The organism is Martinezella rhizogenes (assembly GCF_007002745.1).
In the GTDB taxonomy this organism is placed as follows: domain Bacteria; phylum Pseudomonadota; class Alphaproteobacteria; order Rhizobiales; family Rhizobiaceae; genus Agrobacterium; species Agrobacterium cucumeris.
Genome location: NZ_SGNY01000001.1, coordinates 469,902 through 485,422, shown reverse-complemented (window position 1 = coordinate 485,422; position 15,521 = coordinate 469,902). Strand labels below are relative to the sequence as shown.

The window sequence follows — 15,521 nt, the reverse complement described above, 5'->3', positions numbered from 1 at the left end:
TGGAACGCGCGCCGGTTCGGGCACGTACCGTCTCTCTATAAAACATTGGCCCGGACGAGCCGGGCCAAGATGGGGAGGATATTGCACCTCCCCCATGAAGGTCGATCAGGCCTGGGCCTTCTCGATGAACTTGACGGCGTCGCCAACGGTCAGGATCGAGTCAGCTGCGTCGTCGGGAATTTCAACGCCGAATTCTTCTTCGAAAGCCATGACCAGTTCAACGGTGTCGAGCGAATCAGCGCCCAGATCGTCAATGAAGCTGGCGCCTTCGACAACCTTGTCGGCGTCAACGCCAAGATGATCAATTACAATTTTCTTTACGCGTTCTGCGATATCGCTCATGTCGGTTTCCTCGACCTTTATTTTGAAGGGAATGCCTTGCGGCACCCTGCCCTGTTAGAAGCCCTCATGCGCCGTTCAAATCCGGCACCGCTGGCAAACCCGTTCAACCCGGTCCAAGCTAGACATCGTCACGCAAAATCGCAACGGCTTCCTGTCTCTCCGGGACGACTGTTCACAGTCTTGGCCCGCTTAACACGGTTTCAATCGGTCGAAAAGCCTGAAAACGCGCTAAGCACAGCGTATGACAGGCAATTTAGCCGGAAACCGGTCGGCGGAGCCTTGCGGCGCGAGCTACCCAAGAAGGTGCTGAAATAGCGCCGCAATCCTTTTCATGACGGCTGGAAGCGCGTCAGATCATCGCCATGCCGCCGTTGACGTGCAGGGTCTGGCCGGTCATGTAGGCGGCTTCATTGGAAGCCAGATAAAGAACGGCGGAGGCGACTTCAGCGCCGGTGCCCATGCGCTTCATGGGGATGGCGCCCATGATGGCGTCTTTCTGCTTGTCGTTCAGCTTGCCGGTCATGGCGCTTTCGATGAAGCCCGGAGCCACGCAGTTGACGGTGACGTTGCGGGTGGCGATTTCCTGCGCCAGCGACTTCGAAAAACCGATCATGCCGGCCTTGGAGGCGCAATAATTGGCCTGGCCGGGATTGCCGGTGACACCGACGATGGAGGTGATGTTGATGATGCGGCCGAAACGGCGGCGCATCATCGGATGCGTCAGCTCACGCGTCAGGCGGAACATCGCGGTCAGGTTCACTTCGATGACGTTGTCCCAGTCCTCGTCGCTCATGCGCACGAAGAGACCGTCCTTGGTGATGCCGGCATTGTTGACGAGAATATCGACGCCTTCCAGCTCGGCTTCGGCCTTTTCGCCGAGAGCCTTGACCTCGGCGCGGTCGGCAAGGTTAGCCGGGAAAATCTTGACGCGATCGCCAAGTTCCGCCGCCAGCGCCTCGAGCTTTTCGACGCGCGTGCCATGCAGGCCGACGGTTGCGCCCTGTTTGTGCAGAAGGCGGGCGATTTCTTCGCCGATGCCACCGGTCGCGCCGGTTACGAGAGCCTTGCGGCCTGTCAGATCTAACATGGTCCGTTCCTTCTTTAGAGCAAATCCTGCAGGAGCTTTTTGCGGTTCTGCGTCGGGAATTGTCAAAAATAAAGCCGTTGCGGGGCGAAGCCCGTCTCAGCCGATAAGAGTGGCAAGAAGCTGGTCGATATCGGCTGCACCGTTGACGGCAACGCCGTTCACCGTCTTGTCGATACGGCGGGCAAGGCCCGTCAGCACCTTGCCGGAGCCGATCTCGTAAAGCTGCGTGACATTGTTGGCGGCGAACCACTCAACCGTTTCGCGCCAGCGCACCTGACCCGTCACCTGTTCGACCAGCAGGGCGGCGATCTCGTCGGCATCGGAAACCGGCGCGGCGCGCACATTGGCGATGACGGGCACGACGGGCGCCTTCTTTTCGACCTTGGCCAGCGCCTCGCGCATCGCTTCCGCAGCCGGCGCCATCAGCGCCGAGTGGAAGGGCGCGGAAACCGGCAGCATGATGGCGCGCTTGGCGCCTTTTTCGGAAGCGATCGCGGCGGCTTTCTCGACAGCGGCCTTGGAGCCGGAGATGACCAGCTGGCCGCCGCCATTATCATTGGCGATCTGGCAGACGCCGAGAATGCCGGCCTCCTCGCAGATTGCCGAAACCGCATCATGTTCCAGCCCGATGATCGCTGCCATGGCGCCTTCGCCGACCGGCACTGCGGCCTGCATGGCGTTGCCGCGGATGCGCAGAAGCCGCGCGGTATCGGCAATCGAAAACGTGCCGGCAGCACAGAGCGCCGAATATTCACCAAGCGAATGGCCGGCGACATAGGAGATAGCGTCGGAAAGCTTCAGACCGCGCGCTTCGAGAACGCGCATGACCGCCATGGACACGGCCATGAGTGCCGGCTGGGCGTTTGCCGTCAGCGTCAGCGTCTCTTCCGGGCCGTTCCACATGATATCGGAAAGCTTCTGGCCAAGCGCCTCGTCCACTTCCTCGAACACGGCGCGCGCCTCGACGTAGGTATCGGCAAGCTCCTTGCCCATGCCGACGGCCTGGCTTCCCTGACCGGGAAATGTGAATGCAATACCCATGGGATGTGGTCCTTCTTGTCTGGCTTGCCTTTATTCCAGCGACTTCCATTCACATTCCGGCCAGCGGTGTCAAGACTTGACGCCCTGCGGCAGGCGCATCCGCAGGGTTTTGCCACCCTATTCAGCCTTTCTTTTAGTCATATTTTTTCTTGCACTGCGGCAATTCCCGATTACTTTCATGCCACCCTTCAAAACATCTCGCCAAGCACCGGAACATTTCCATGAAACAGAGACTATTGGGCCGCACGGGTATTTCCGTGTCCGAAATTTGCCTTGGCACCATGACGTGGGGCACGCAGAATACCGAAGCCGATGCCCATGGGCAGATGGACTACGCCATCGAGAACGGCGTCAATTTCTTCGATACGGCCGAGCTTTACCCCACCACCCCCGTTTCCGCCGAAACCCAGGGGCGGACGGAAGAATATATCGGCACATGGTTCGAAAGGACCGGCAAGCGTGATCAGGTCGTGCTCGCCACCAAGGTTGCCGGCTCGGGGCGCGATTACATTCGCGGTGGCCGCGATATCGATGCCGCCGCCATCCGCGAGGCCGTCGATACCAGCCTCAAGCGCCTGAAGACCGATTATATCGACCTTTACCAGATTCACTGGCCGAATCGCGGCACCTATCACTTCCGCGGCGCCTGGGGTTTCGATGCCTCCGGTCAGGACAAGGTGCGCACGCTCGCTGAAATTACCGAAAAGCTCGATACGCTCGGCGAATTGGTGAAAGCTGGCAAGATCCGCGCCATCGGCCTTTCCAACGAAAGCGCCTGGGGCACACAGAAATATATCGACATCGCCGAGGCCCGCAGCCTGCCACGTGTCGCCACCATCCAGAACGAATATAACCTGCTCTATCGCAGCTTCGATCTGGACATGTCGGAAGTCGCCCATCACGAGGATGTCGGTCTGCTCGCCTATTCGCCACTGGCGGCCGGGCTTCTCACCGGCAAATACCAGAACGGCGCCTACCCGGCGGGATCCCGCGGCACCATCAACAGGGAGCTCGGCGGCCGCCTGCAGCCACATCAGGAATCGCCGGTCAAAGCCTATCTGGAGCTTTCCGCCGAGCATGGCATCGATCCGGCACAACTCGCCATCGCCTTCTGCCTCACCCGCCCCTTCATGGCTTCAGTGATCATCGGCGCGACAACAATGGAACAGCTGAAGGCGGATATTGCCGCCGCCGACGTGACCTTGTCGGATGACGTGCTCAAAGGGATCGCGGCGATCCATCGCAAGTATCCGATGGCGATCTGACACCATCACGGCGCGCTTTTTTACCCTGTGTCCTTGCATTCCGGGCAAAAATGGGTATAAGCGCGCTGTTCACAACACCCGGTCCAATTGGCTGGTGGCTGAACGGAGGGCTGGTTTCGGTAACGAAACAGCAGGAACCATAAGGTTTTTCCGGCCTCCCGTGTCTCCGCTCTCGACCGTCTCGAACAACGCTTTTCTTGCTTTAAGGCCTCACGGCCTCACCCAAGAGCAGTCGTTGAGGCTTAGCGCCGTTGCCGGGTGAAGGACGAAACGCAAGAAAGGCAAAGCTTAAATGGCTCTTTACGAACACATCTTCCTTGCCCGGCAGGATATTTCTGCCCAGCAGGTCGACGCACTTGTCGAGCAGTACAAGGGCGTTATCGAATCGTTCGGCGGTAAAGTCGGACGCGTCGAGAACTGGGGTCTGAAGTCCCTCACCTATCGCATCAAGAAGAACCGCAAGGCTCACTACGCTCTCATGGACATCGACGCTCCGGCGGCTGCAGTTCATGAAGTCGAGCGCCAGATGCGCATCAACGAAGACGTTCTTCGCTACATGACCATCGCCGTCGAAGCCCACGAAGAAGGCCCGTCCGCGATGATGCAGAAGCGCGATCGCGACGACCGTCCGCGCCGTGACGGCGACCGTCCGGACCGTGGCCCGCGTGAAGATCGTGGCCCCCGCGCACCGCGCGAAGGTGGCTTCGGCGACCGCGAAGACCGTCCGCGCCGTCCGCGCGAAGACCGTGCATAAGGAGAATTGACCAATGGCTGATACATCCTCTTCCCAGGCACGCCGCCCGTTCCACCGCCGTCGCAAGACGTGCCCCTTCTCCGGCGCCAACGCTCCGAAGATCGACTACAAGGACGTTCGTCTGCTGCAGCGCTACATCTCTGAGCGCGGCAAGATCGTTCCTTCCCGCATCACGGCCGTTTCCCAGAAGAAGCAGCGCGAACTCGCCCAGGCGATCAAGCGCGCCCGTTTCCTCGGCCTGCTGCCTTACGTCGTAGCGTAATGAATTGAAGCGAGGCTGCGCTTTGGTGCGGCCTCGTTTTCTCCTTTGAAGCTACTGCCTTCTAAGCAGTAGGTTGAAGGTTTCTAAATCCTTCCGCGTTGGGCGCGGATCGATACCATAAAACCCATGTTGGGGACGACGCTCCTTAAGGAACGGTCCTCTAACTGCTCAAGTTTCAGCAGGACAGCGAAGTGCAAAAGTTGAATCAGACAGTGCTGATCTCCGGCGTTCTCGCCGGCATATGCGCCGCGTTTTTAACGCTTGGCGCAACGGCACAGTCGTCCTTTTCCTTCCTGCTTTATGCCGGGTCGGCCATGCCGATCTTCATCGCCGGGATGGGCTGGGGCAATCGCGCCGCCATCGTCGCGATCATCACCACGGCCATCATCGGCGCGCTGGTCATGTCGCCGCTTTTTGCGCTGACCATCGCCATTTTCACGCTGATCCCGGCGGGCTGGCTTTCACATCTTGCCAATCTGGCGCGCCCGGCCTCCGAACTCGGCGGTCCGGATGATCTGCTCGCCTGGTATCCGCTGTCCGGCATCGTCCTGCATCTGTGCATTCTGGTCTGCATCGCCGTCATCATTCTCGGCTGGATGATCGGCTACGGCCCTGATCTCGTTGCCCGCATGGTCGATATCATGATGACCTCGGTACAGAACCGCGAACCCCTGTTCGAGCCCAATGCCGAGGCGCTGGCCCAGACGAAATCGCTGCTGGTGCTGATGCTGCCGATCGTTCAGGGCGGCCTGTGGGTCATCCTGCTGTTTGCGGCCTATTATTTCGCAAGCCGGCTGGTCGGTTCCTTCGGCAAGGGTCTTCGCCCGCGCGAGGACATCGCTTCGGCGCTGCGCATGCACCGCAACGCGATCTTCATCTTTCTCGGCGGCATCGTCGCCATGTTCTTCGGGGGCGTCGCCGCCATGGTTGGCGCGGTCATCTGCGGCACCTTCGGCGCGGGCTTCCTGATGGCAGGTTATGCCTCGCTGCATAAAAAAGCGCGCGGAAAGGACTGGCGTCTGCCGGTTCTCATCCTCGCTTATCTCTCGGCGGTCTTTGTCTTTCCGCTGTTCATCATTCTCGTGCTCGGCCTGAGCGACGTGCGAAGCACGATCTCGCTGACGCCTGCACGGAAAACCGACAATTCGAACGAAACCAACAACTAGAAAGGATCAAGAAGATGGACGTTATTCTTCTCGAACGCATCAACAAGCTCGGCCAGATGGGCGAAACCGTCAAGGTTCGCGACGGTTACGCACGTAACTTCCTGCTGCCGCAGGGCAAGGCGCTGCGCGCCAACGCCGCCAACAAGACCCGTTTCGAAACCGAGCGCGCAACGCTTGAAGCCCGTAACCTCGAGCGCAAGTCGGAAGCCCAGAAGGTTGCCGAAGCACTCGAAGGCAAGTCCTTCATCGTCGTCCGTTCGGCTGGCGAAACCGGTCAGCTGTACGGTTCTGTTGCTGCCCGCGACGTCGTCGAAATCCTCGGCGCAGAAGGCTTCAACATCGGCCGCAACCAGGTTGAACTGAACACGCCGATCAAGACCATCGGCCTGCACAACGTTACCCTGCACCTGCACGCCGAAGTCGAGCTTCAGGTCGAACTGAACGTTGCCCGTTCCGCCGAAGAAGCCGAACGCCAGTCCAAGGGCGAAAGCCTCACCTCCGCCGACGCCATCTACGGCGTTGACGAAGACGCACTGCGTCCGGAAGACTTCTTCGATCCGGAAGCTGACGGCAACGGCGACGACGAATAAGATCTGGCTTAACGGCCATAGGAAAACCCCGGATGGAAGCATCCGGGGTTTTTTGTTTGTGGGGTTGGAGTGTGTTGTTGGATACCCCCCTCTGCCCTGCCGGGCATCTCCCCCTCAAGGGGGGAGATCGGCAAGAGGCGCTGCCAACACTCCATTGGCAACTGTTGAGATGGGTGAAACCTGACCGCGAGTCGATCTCCCCCCCTGAGGGGGAGATGTCCGGCAGGACAGAGGGGGGTAAACCTCTCTGCACCCTCAACGCCCACTACCTCGCCGCCGTCTCAGCCCCCTCCGGCGCCGCGCTCTTATCCACATGCACCACCACCGACATACCCGGCGACAGTTCCGCCGCCAGTGGCTGATCCGCATCGATAGCGATGCGAACGCCAAGGCGCTGGGCGATCTTCACGAAATTGCCGGTCGCATTGTCCGGCTTGATGACGGCGAATTCCGATCCGGTGGCCGGCGAGAACCGCTCGACACGGCCGTTGAGCTTGCGGCGATGCAGCGCATCGACCGAGATCGTTACCGGCTGGCCGACCTGCATGCCGGCAAGCTGGGTTTCCTTGAAGTTGGCGATGACCCAGACATCATGCGGCACGACAGCCATCAACTGTGTTCCGGCCGTGACATATTGGCCGGTGCGCACGCCGACCTCACCCAGCCTGCCGTCCACCGGCGCATGGATTTCGGTATTGTCGAGATCGATCCTGGTGAGTTCGACAGCGGCTTCGGCATTGGCGACCGCCGCCTGCAGCGAACTGCGATTGACGATGATGGTCTGCAAGTCCTGACGCGACACTTCGAGCGCGGCTTTCGCCTGCGACAGGGAGGCCCGGGCCTTTTCAAGCGCGGCATGTGCCTCTTCCTGCAGGCTGGAGGTTCCGACGCCGCTTTTGATGAGATTATCCTGGCGGTCGGATGCGAGCTGCGCCTGTTTCAGCGAGGCCTCGGCGCTGTCGACAGCCGCCTGACTGGAGAGAATATTGGCATTGGCGGCGTTTTCCTGCTGGCGGGAATTATCGAGCGCTGCCTTTTGCGTATCGAGCGATGCAGCCGCCTGCGCCTGTTTCTGGCGGTAGATGCGGTCATCGATCTTTGCCAGCAACGTACCCTGCTTGACCTCCTGATAGTCCTTGACCGGCACATCCACGACATAACCGCTGACCTGCGGGCTCATGGTCGTGACGTACCCACGCACGAAGGCATTGTCGGTCATTTCCACCGTGGAAAGAAACGGCGGCAGCCGCCAGGCGTAAAGTACGAGTGCTATGCCGGCGAGACCACCGAGCAGAACGAGAATGGAAACGGGGGTAAAAAACTTCTTCAGCATTTTGTCACTCTTGGAAGGTTCAAGACTGTGGTGCCGGTGCGGCATCGACATTATCCCGGAGAAGGAATGGACGGATGCGCATCCAGGCAAGGTGGAGCAAAAGCGCGGCCAGTGCCAGCGCCGAAACAACTGATATCAGCAGGAACGTGTCATTATAGGCGAGCACATAGGCCTCCCTGCTGACCTGCTGTCCGAGAAGCGACAGCCCCTCCGCCTTCAGCAGCGCCGGATCGGTGATGACATGGCTGTAAGAACCAGAAAGCTGGGATACGCGCTGGGCGACCATGGGGTTGGTGAGCAGGATATTTTCCACCAGAACATTGGAATGGAATTTTTCGCGCAGCGTCACGAAACTGCCGAGCAGCCCGGTCATCAGCATCGAACCCGTGATCTGGGTGAACAGAAAGATGGCGATGAAATTCACCAGATAAGGTGCGCCTCTGGCAAGTGCTGCGGCAAAACCCTTGGACATGACGGGCGGCAGGAACATGGCGGCACCAAAGGCGATCATCATCTGGCTGAGATACATTTCACCCGGCCGCGTCAGATTGGTGGACTGGCTGTCCATGAACGAGCCGGCCGCAATCAGCGTCAGCGCGATCACATGGGCCGTATCGACATATTTCGTCAGCATCAGAAAGGCGCAGGCCGCGCCGCCAAGCACAGTCGCCAGCAGCACCAGTGCATAAAGTGTTGTCGTCTGTTCGTTCAGCAGGCCAAGCTGCTGGTAAAAGCCGACTGCCGTCGAGGATTGCTCGGAGGAAACCGCGCGGTAAACGAGCAGGACAGCGATGATATGCAGGTTGGTTTTCGAGAAAATCCAGCGCAGGTCAAGCAGCGGGTTCTTGCGCGGCAATTCGATGAAGGCCATGAGCGTCAGAAGCGCAATCGACGTCGCCAGAAGCACGCCCAGCCACCATGTTTCGAACCACCAGTAGAACCGGCCGAGTGTCAGCATGACCGCCAGACAGCCGAGACCGCCCGCAAACAGCAGATAGCTCAGAATATCCACGCGCTCGATGACTTTGGCGCGCGGCGGCGGCGTGACTTTCAGCACATAGATCATGGCGAAGGAGATCAGCGCAAAACCCACTTCCATGGAATAGAGCGCGTTCCAGCCGCCGATTTCCAGCAGGGAGGGCGAAACGATGCGCGCGATGGGTGCCGACAGCAACGTGCCGGTCAGTGCGATGCTGAAACCGAGCGAGAATTTTCGCGCCGGCGGAAAGGCCTCGAGAATATAAAGGAATCCGAGTGACGAGATCGGCGCGGCGGCCATGCCGCTGACAAAGCGGATCACGGTTGCCGAATGCAGGTCCGTCACGAAGAGGTTGAGACAGGAGGCAACCACGAAGGCGATGATCGAGAGTTCGGCAAAGGGCCGCAGGCCATATTGCGCCCTGATCTTGAAGAGCGCGATGGAGAAGGTGGCATAGGGCGCCATATAGGCAGCGGAAAGCCATGCCACCTCAGCCACCGTGGCGGAAAATTCGCCCTGTAACTGGTAGATATTGGCCATGACGAGGTTCATGCCCAGACCCTGGGTTATGAAGAACGACAGGCCCGCAAAGATGAAACACAGCCGCAGCCACACCGGCCGCTCAACCGGCTGCGGTGCGGCGGGAACAGCAGGTTCCGGCGCGATCTCGCCACCATCGGCATCGCTCACTGTTTGGGAGGCAGCCACGGCTTCCTCTGGCCTGGCAACAGCCACATCCTTTTCAGAGGCAGCCTCGTCCGTGGTCTGCGGCAACACGGTGCTCACGATTGCACCCTCCCGGCCGCAAGGTTTTGCAGATTGGCTGAGAGACGGCGCATCACATCCAGCGCCATGGCCAGATCCTCAGAGGAAATATCGGCGGTGATTTCCGAGCGCAGCGTCTTTGCCACCGCCTGCACCGTGCCGGAGGTCTTCTCACCCTCTTCCGTCATGTGGATGCGCTTGGCGCGGCGGTCGTTTTCGTCGGAGCGACGTTCGATGAGGTTCTGTTTTTCCATGCCATCGAGAACCCGCACCAGCGTCGGAGTTTCGATTTCCATTTCTTCGGCAAGCTCGGTCTGCGTCAGCGGGCCGCGCCGCGACAGGGCAAAAAGCGCACGGGCACGCGCCAGCGTCAGGCCGCTTTCCCCTACCCGTGCATCAAAAAACGCGCGCAGTTTGCGGGTGAAAGCGGAGACTTCATCGAGAAGCTGTTCCTTGTCGGTCTCGCGGGACATGTCAGCAAGCCTTATAATTAGCACACTACTTATTTACTGCCTATTTATTCGCAAGCCTGACGATTTTCAAGTTTCTTTCATGCCGGGTCTGCCATGCGGTAAACTCATGGCAGCGAATCACGTTGCCGGAAAATTCCGGCACCCTGTCCCCACCCGCCTGTGGATTGCTGGGGACAACTGAAGATGTGATCCAGCTTTACAGAGCGGACGTAAGCCTGCCGTATAGTGTTGCAACAATATCATTGACTGCCATGCCCCAGGAAGCCAAACCCAAGGTTTAAGGACAAGGCAAGGGAGATCGCGCAAACCATGAACGACGCTGTGAGAAAGATCACCCCCGCAGAACCGCATTACCGCGAAGCGCCGAACAATATCGAGGCTGAGCAGGCGCTGCTGGGCGCCATCCTCGTCAATAACGACGCCTATTACCGTGTGTCGGATTTCCTGAAGCCCGTGCATCTTTACGAAGCCCTGCATCGCAAGATTTTCGAGGTGGCGGGCGATATCATCCGCATGGGCAAGACCGCCAATCCGGTGACGATCAAGACCTTCCTGCCCGCCGACGACAAGATCGGCGACCTGACGGTGGCGCAATATCTTGCGCGCCTGGCCGCAGAAGCCGTATCGATCATCAATGCCGAGGATTACGGCCGGGCGATCTACGACCTGGCCTTGCGCCGCGCGCTGATCCAGATCGGCGAAGATGTCGTCAACATCGCCTTTGACGCGCCGCTGGACATGCCGCCGCAGGCGCAGATCGAAGACACCGAGCGCCGTCTGTTCGAGCTGGCGGAAACCGGGCGTTACGACGGCGGCTTCCAGTCATTCAACGATGCGGTGGCGCTGGCGATCGACATGGCCGGCGCCGCTTTCGAGCGTGACGGCAATCTCTCCGGCATTTCCACCGGCATTCACTCGCTCGACGCCCGCATGGGCGGCCTGCAGCGCTCCGACCTTATCGTGCTTGCGGGTCGTCCGGGTATGGGCAAGACCTCGCTGGCCACCAACATCGCTTATAACATTGCGGCGTCCTACGATCAGGAAGTGCAGCCTGATGGCTCGTTCAAGGCGAAAAACGGCGGCGTCGTCGGCTTTTATTCGCTCGAAATGTCGTCCGAACAGCTGGCAACCCGTATCATTTCCGAGCAGACGGAAGTGTCATCCTCGAAAATCCGTCGTGGTGACATCACCGAGGCGGATTTCGAAAAGCTCGTCGCCTGCTCCCAGATGATGCAGAAGGTGCCGCTTTACATCGACCAGACGGGTGGTATCTCCATCGCCCAGCTTTCCGCCCGCGCCCGCCGCCTGAAACGCCAGCGCGGCCTCGATGTCCTTGTCGTCGACTATATTCAGCTGATGACCGGCGGCGGCAAGGGCGGCGAAAACCGCGTGCAGGAAATCACCCAGATCACCACGGGCCTCAAGGCACTTGGCAAGGAACTCAACGTTCCCATCATCGCGCTGTCACAGCTCTCCCGTGCGGTGGAAAGCCGTGAAGACAAGCGCCCGCAGCTTTCCGACCTGCGTGAATCCGGCTCCATCGAGCAGGACGCCGACGTGGTGCTGTTCGTGTTCCGTGAGGAATATTACGTCAAGAACATGGAACCACGCGACCCGGCCGACCCGAAATATGCCGAATGGGAAAACCATTTCGACCGGGTGAAGGGTACGGCGGATGTCATCATCGCCAAGCAGCGTCACGGACCGACCGGCACGGTGAAGCTCGCCTTCCAGTCCGAATTCACTCGCTTTGCCGATCTGGCCGACCCGTCCTTCAGCCAGTACGAAGAGCATTGATCCGAACAGGATGGTGAGGGCGAAACGGTTTTCGCCCTCACAACCTCCCCCATTTCAATATGGAAACGGATGGAGTCTTTTCAGCGCCTTGGCAGGGTTTTCTTACAATCCGATTCCGCGAAGCAGCGCCACGGTAACGACGCCGAGCGTGGCTGCCGGCAGCAGGCTGAGACGCAGCGCCGCAATCGCCGTTACCGCGCAGGCGATGGTTTCTGCCGGCCCGCTCGCAAGTGCTGTCGGTGTGACAACGGCCATCAGAACGGCGGGCGGCACCACACCGAGCGCCTTCTTCAGGCGCGGCGTCAGGGTGAAATGACTGACCAGCAGCAGGCCGCCAAGCCGGGTGGTGACTGTTGCCGCCATCATGGCAAGGATCGTCAGCAGGGTATTTGCATCAAGTGTCATGCCGGCTGCTCCGCCTGTTCTTCGTGACTGAAGGCGGCGACGGCAAGCCCCGCCAGGGCACCGGCTGCAATATACCAGGCGCCCGGAACCAGCGCATGGGTGAGACAGGCAGCAGCTGCGCTTGCCAGCAGCACGAAGCCTGTCTCCCTGCCCTTCCAGAAGCCCATGAGCAACACGATGAAGACGGCCGGGAAAGCAAAATCCAGACCAAGGATCGACATGTCGCCCATGACCGCGCCAAGCAGCGCACCTGCAAGGGTGCTTAGATTCCAGAGCAGATAGATCGGCAGCGCCGCGCCGATAAAAAAGGCTGCGGTCAAATTTGCAGTCATCGCCCGAAACTCCGACAGCGCCCAGGATTCATCCGTCAGCACCAGCATGGCCGCATATTTTCGCCAGCCGGTAAAATCATCCAGCTTGCCGGCGATCGAAGCGCTCATCAGCACATGGCGCAGATTGACCAGCAACGCGGCAAAACCGAGTGCGCTCCAGCTTGCCGGATGGGTCCAGAGATCCATGGCGACGAATTGCGAGCCGCCGGCAAAGACCAGAAGCGACATCAGCGACGCTTCGAGCGGCGACAGGCCCTTGGCGATGGCGACCGCGCCGAACACGACGCCAATCGGCACCATGGCAACCAGCAGCGGGGCAGCGGCCCTCAACCCGGCGGTAAATTCGGCACGTTTTTCCGATGCGGACATCCCATCCTCCCTTTCAGAAGACTGCGATTACGCCTGGAAAGTCATCCGGTCTTGAATGAAAGTGACATCGGGCAGGAAAACAGGGCAGCGGATCAAGCCGTCCGGAATTGCCCCGGCGTGACGCCGGTGCGCGCCTTGAAATGCCGGGTGAAATGCGCCTGATCGGCAAAACCGCACAGTGCCGCCACCTCGGCCGGCATCTCGCCGGCGCGCAAAAGGCGACGCGCCTGCCGAATGCGCACATCCGTCAGATAAGCATGCGGGGTAATGTGAAATTCCTTCCGGAAAGCCCGGATGAGGTGGGCACGGCTGAGACCGGCGATGGACGCCAGTTCCTCAAGACCGATATCGGTTTCGTAATTATCGGCAAGATAGTCGCGGGCGGTATAGACCGCCGTTTTTTCGCGGGTTTCGACGGGAAGGATAATGGCGCTGCCGTGCCTGCCGAAGAGAGCTGCAAGTACCGAAAACATGCCCTCATCCGCTTCCAGAGCGCCGGATTTCGCCTCCAGCCGCCGGTGCGCCATCTGGAAGGCTGCGGCCATCTGCGGGTCACGCGGCAGAAACCTTGGGAAAGACGGTGTGCCGTGAAAGGCTCTGCCCGTGACATCCTCGATGACGTCACGCAGCAGCAAGCTATCGGGATAGATCATCCGATAACGATAACCGCCACCGCCCGGCGCACCATCGTGGATCTCATCCGGGTTGATGAGATAAAGATGCCCGGGCCCCGTCTGTTCGGTGGTGCCCTGAATGGTGGAGATCTGCGAGCCGCTTTCAATCGCGCCAATCGAGAACGTGTCGTGCGCGTGCGGCGAATATTCATGGGTGAGAAACGTCGCACTCAGACATTCCATGCCGCCGAAACGCCGGTCACGCCAGAAACGCGTCGTTTCCGCCGCGGCAATCGGCATGACATCTATGGCCTGTTCCTGCGAAACATTGTGCATGAGCCGAGTTTAAAGCATTCGATCCTTACCGTCTTGAACAAAAGTGCTAGGGTCTGGCCGGTTCCAAAATCAACCGGACGCATGGCATGACAGACGACTTCGAAGATACATTTGCTGAAAATGAAACCGACGCTTTCGAACACGCGCCGCTGAGGCTGACCGTCGATCTCGGCGCGCTGGCCGACAATTGGCGGGACATGAAGAAGCGGTCCGGCAAAGCGCGGACAGCAGCTGTCGTCAAGGCCGATGCCTATGGTCTCGGTATCGAGGATTGCGGCGCGACGCTCTATCATGCCGGTGCGCGGGATTTCTTCGTGGCGACGGTGGCCGAGGGCGCGACGTTACGCTCCTACGCCCCGGAAGCGCGCATCTTCGTTCTGTCAGGCATCTGGCAGGGCCAGGAACGGCAGGTCTTCGACAATGATCTGGTGCCGGTGCTGGCCTCCGAGGAACAGCTGTCCTTCTGGATGGCGACGGTGGCCGAGCGGGGCGACCACCCCTGCGCGCTGCATGTGGACACCGGTTTCAATCGCCTCGGACTACCGCTCGACGACGCGCTGTTTCTTGCCGACGACGTGACGCGACCGGCGAGTTTCGACCCGGTTCTGGTTCTGTCGCATCTCGCCTGCGCCGACACACCATCCTCGCCGATGAACAGGGTTCAGCTCGAATCATTCCGGAAGGTTAGCGCTGCTTTCGAAGGTATCGAATCAAGCCTTTCGGCATCCGCCGGCATTTTCCTCGGCTCAGATTATCATTTCGACCTCACCCGCCCCGGCATCGCCCTTTATGGCGGCGAAGCGGTCAACGATGTGGCCAACCCGATGCGGCCTGTGGCGAAGGCCGAGGCGCGGATCATCCAGATACGCGAGGCGGGTGAAGGCCAGACCGTCAGCTATGGCGGTTCCTTCCTGCTCAAGCGCGCAAGCCGGCTTGCCATTGCTTCCGTCGGTTATGCGGATGGGTATCAGCGTTCGCTGTCCGGCTCCGGCATTCCGCTGCGCGAAATGGGCCATGGCGGCGCCTACGGTGTGGTTAACGGCCATAAAGTGCCCGTTGCTGGCCGCGTGACCATGGACCTCACCATTTTCGACGTCACGGATGTGCCTGTTAATGCCATTCGCAGCGGCGACTATATCGAGCTTTTCGGCCCGAACGTGCCCGTCGACGAGACCGCACGGGCGGCCGGCACCATCGGCTACGAGATGCTGACAGGGCTTGGCCTGCGCTACGAACGGCAATATCTGATGGCCGACGACTGAGAGCTGCCTTTGGCTCTTGGAAAGCCGACGTGACCTGTGCTACAAGAGAACAAAAGGAGATCGAAATGCCCGAAATCCATTTGAGCGAGCAGGACGAGAAGTTCATCGAGGAGCAGGTGGCGGCGGGTGTCTACAGCGACGCGGACGCCGTCATTCATGCGAGCCTGCAATTGCTAAGCAGTGAGGAAGGTAAAAGAGCCGCGCTTCAGTTGCTGATCCAGGAGGGCATCGACGACGCCGAGGCGGGCCGGGTTCACCGTTATGCCTCACAGGACGAGTTTCTGAGCGATATCAAAAGAGTTTCCGCGCAGCTAAAAACGGGGACCGGCCATTAAAATCCGGACTCCAA

Annotated in this window: 17 protein-coding genes; 8 read left to right on the top strand and 9 right to left on the bottom strand. The window is 59.9% G+C overall.

The window, feature by feature from the left end; all coding sequences use genetic code 11:
- Positions 1-105 precede the first annotated feature (105 nt).
- The 3 genes from EXN68_RS02465 to fabD form a co-directional block, all read right to left on the bottom strand.
- A complete protein-coding gene (locus EXN68_RS02465) occupies positions 106-342 on the bottom strand; it encodes an acyl carrier protein (protein WP_003502080.1) in 237 nt (78 codons plus the stop codon).
- A gap of 349 nt (positions 343-691) precedes the next feature.
- Complete coding sequence (gene fabG, locus EXN68_RS02460; protein WP_006314577.1) at positions 692-1,429, bottom strand: 3-oxoacyl-[acyl-carrier-protein] reductase; 738 nt, start codon at positions 1,427-1,429, stop codon at positions 692-694.
- 96 nt (positions 1,430-1,525) lie between these two features.
- Positions 1,526-2,470, bottom strand: a complete 945-nt coding sequence (fabD, locus tag EXN68_RS02455) for an ACP S-malonyltransferase (protein ID WP_142839491.1) — start codon at positions 2,468-2,470, stop codon at positions 1,526-1,528.
- A 221-nt stretch (positions 2,471-2,691) separates the two neighbouring features.
- Between fabD and EXN68_RS02450 the strand changes: the two genes are divergently transcribed.
- The 5 genes from EXN68_RS02450 (at position 2,692) to rplI (ending at position 6,507) form a co-directional block, all read left to right on the top strand.
- Positions 2,692-3,735 (top strand): aldo/keto reductase, encoded by a 1,044-nt coding sequence (locus tag EXN68_RS02450; RefSeq protein ID WP_142839490.1) that lies wholly within the window; start codon positions 2,692-2,694, stop codon positions 3,733-3,735.
- Between the two features lie 292 nt (positions 3,736-4,027).
- Positions 4,028-4,489, top strand: a complete 462-nt coding sequence (gene rpsF, locus EXN68_RS02440) for a 30S ribosomal protein S6 (RefSeq protein WP_003496829.1) — start codon at positions 4,028-4,030, stop codon at positions 4,487-4,489.
- A 13-nt stretch (positions 4,490-4,502) separates the two neighbouring features.
- Positions 4,503-4,751: a 30S ribosomal protein S18 gene (gene rpsR / locus EXN68_RS02435; RefSeq protein WP_003496832.1), complete on the top strand. Its 249-nt coding sequence runs from the start codon at positions 4,503-4,505 to the stop codon at positions 4,749-4,751.
- A gap of 191 nt (positions 4,752-4,942) precedes the next feature.
- Entirely contained in the window at positions 4,943-5,917 is a 975-nt protein-coding gene (locus EXN68_RS02430) for a DUF2232 domain-containing protein (protein WP_142839489.1), read from the top strand.
- Between the two features lie 14 nt (positions 5,918-5,931).
- Complete coding sequence (gene rplI / locus EXN68_RS02425) at positions 5,932-6,507, top strand: 50S ribosomal protein L9 (RefSeq protein ID WP_046798806.1); 576 nt, start codon at positions 5,932-5,934, stop codon at positions 6,505-6,507.
- Between the two features lie 265 nt (positions 6,508-6,772).
- On the opposite strand, the gene EXN68_RS02415 is transcribed toward rplI, so the two are convergent.
- Genes EXN68_RS02415 through EXN68_RS02405 form a run of 3 tightly spaced genes read right to left on the bottom strand, consistent with a single transcriptional unit; the run spans position 6,773 to position 10,057 of the window.
- Complete coding sequence (locus tag EXN68_RS02415; protein WP_142839487.1) at positions 6,773-7,840, bottom strand: HlyD family secretion protein; 1,068 nt, start codon at positions 7,838-7,840, stop codon at positions 6,773-6,775.
- 19 nt (positions 7,841-7,859) lie between these two features.
- Positions 7,860-9,605, bottom strand: coding sequence for an MFS transporter (locus EXN68_RS02410; RefSeq protein ID WP_161991167.1), 1,746 nt, complete (start codon positions 9,603-9,605; stop codon positions 7,860-7,862).
- Positions 9,602-10,057 (bottom strand): MarR family winged helix-turn-helix transcriptional regulator, encoded by a 456-nt coding sequence (locus EXN68_RS02405; protein WP_046798804.1) that lies wholly within the window; start codon positions 10,055-10,057, stop codon positions 9,602-9,604. The genes EXN68_RS02410 and EXN68_RS02405 overlap by 4 nt, the downstream gene beginning before the upstream one ends.
- A 309-nt stretch (positions 10,058-10,366) precedes the next feature.
- Between EXN68_RS02405 and EXN68_RS02400 the strand changes: the two genes are divergently transcribed.
- On the top strand, positions 10,367-11,854 hold the full coding sequence (locus EXN68_RS02400; protein WP_046798803.1) for a replicative DNA helicase: 1,488 nt from the start codon (positions 10,367-10,369) through the stop codon (positions 11,852-11,854).
- 102 nt (positions 11,855-11,956) lie between these two features.
- Here EXN68_RS02400 and EXN68_RS02395 read toward each other — a convergent pair whose 3' ends face one another.
- From EXN68_RS02395 to EXN68_RS02385, 3 genes are all read right to left on the bottom strand, one after another.
- Positions 11,957-12,259, bottom strand: a complete 303-nt coding sequence (locus EXN68_RS02395; RefSeq protein ID WP_142839486.1) for an AzlD family protein — start codon at positions 12,257-12,259, stop codon at positions 11,957-11,959.
- Complete coding sequence (locus EXN68_RS02390) at positions 12,256-12,960, bottom strand: AzlC family ABC transporter permease (protein ID WP_142839485.1); 705 nt, start codon at positions 12,958-12,960, stop codon at positions 12,256-12,258. Before EXN68_RS02390 ends, EXN68_RS02395 begins: the two co-directional genes overlap by 4 nt.
- Before the next feature lie 92 nt (positions 12,961-13,052).
- Positions 13,053-13,910: an AraC family transcriptional regulator gene (locus EXN68_RS02385; protein WP_161991166.1), complete on the bottom strand. Its 858-nt coding sequence runs from the start codon at positions 13,908-13,910 to the stop codon at positions 13,053-13,055.
- Between the two features lie 86 nt (positions 13,911-13,996).
- Between EXN68_RS02385 and alr the strand changes: the two genes are divergently transcribed.
- Both alr and EXN68_RS02375 read left to right on the top strand, forming a co-directional pair.
- On the top strand, positions 13,997-15,172 hold the full coding sequence (gene alr, locus EXN68_RS02380) for an alanine racemase (RefSeq protein WP_142839484.1): 1,176 nt from the start codon (positions 13,997-13,999) through the stop codon (positions 15,170-15,172).
- Between the two features lie 65 nt (positions 15,173-15,237).
- Complete coding sequence (locus EXN68_RS02375) at positions 15,238-15,507, top strand: type II toxin-antitoxin system ParD family antitoxin (RefSeq protein ID WP_142839483.1); 270 nt, start codon at positions 15,238-15,240, stop codon at positions 15,505-15,507.
- Positions 15,508-15,521 lie beyond the last annotated feature (14 nt).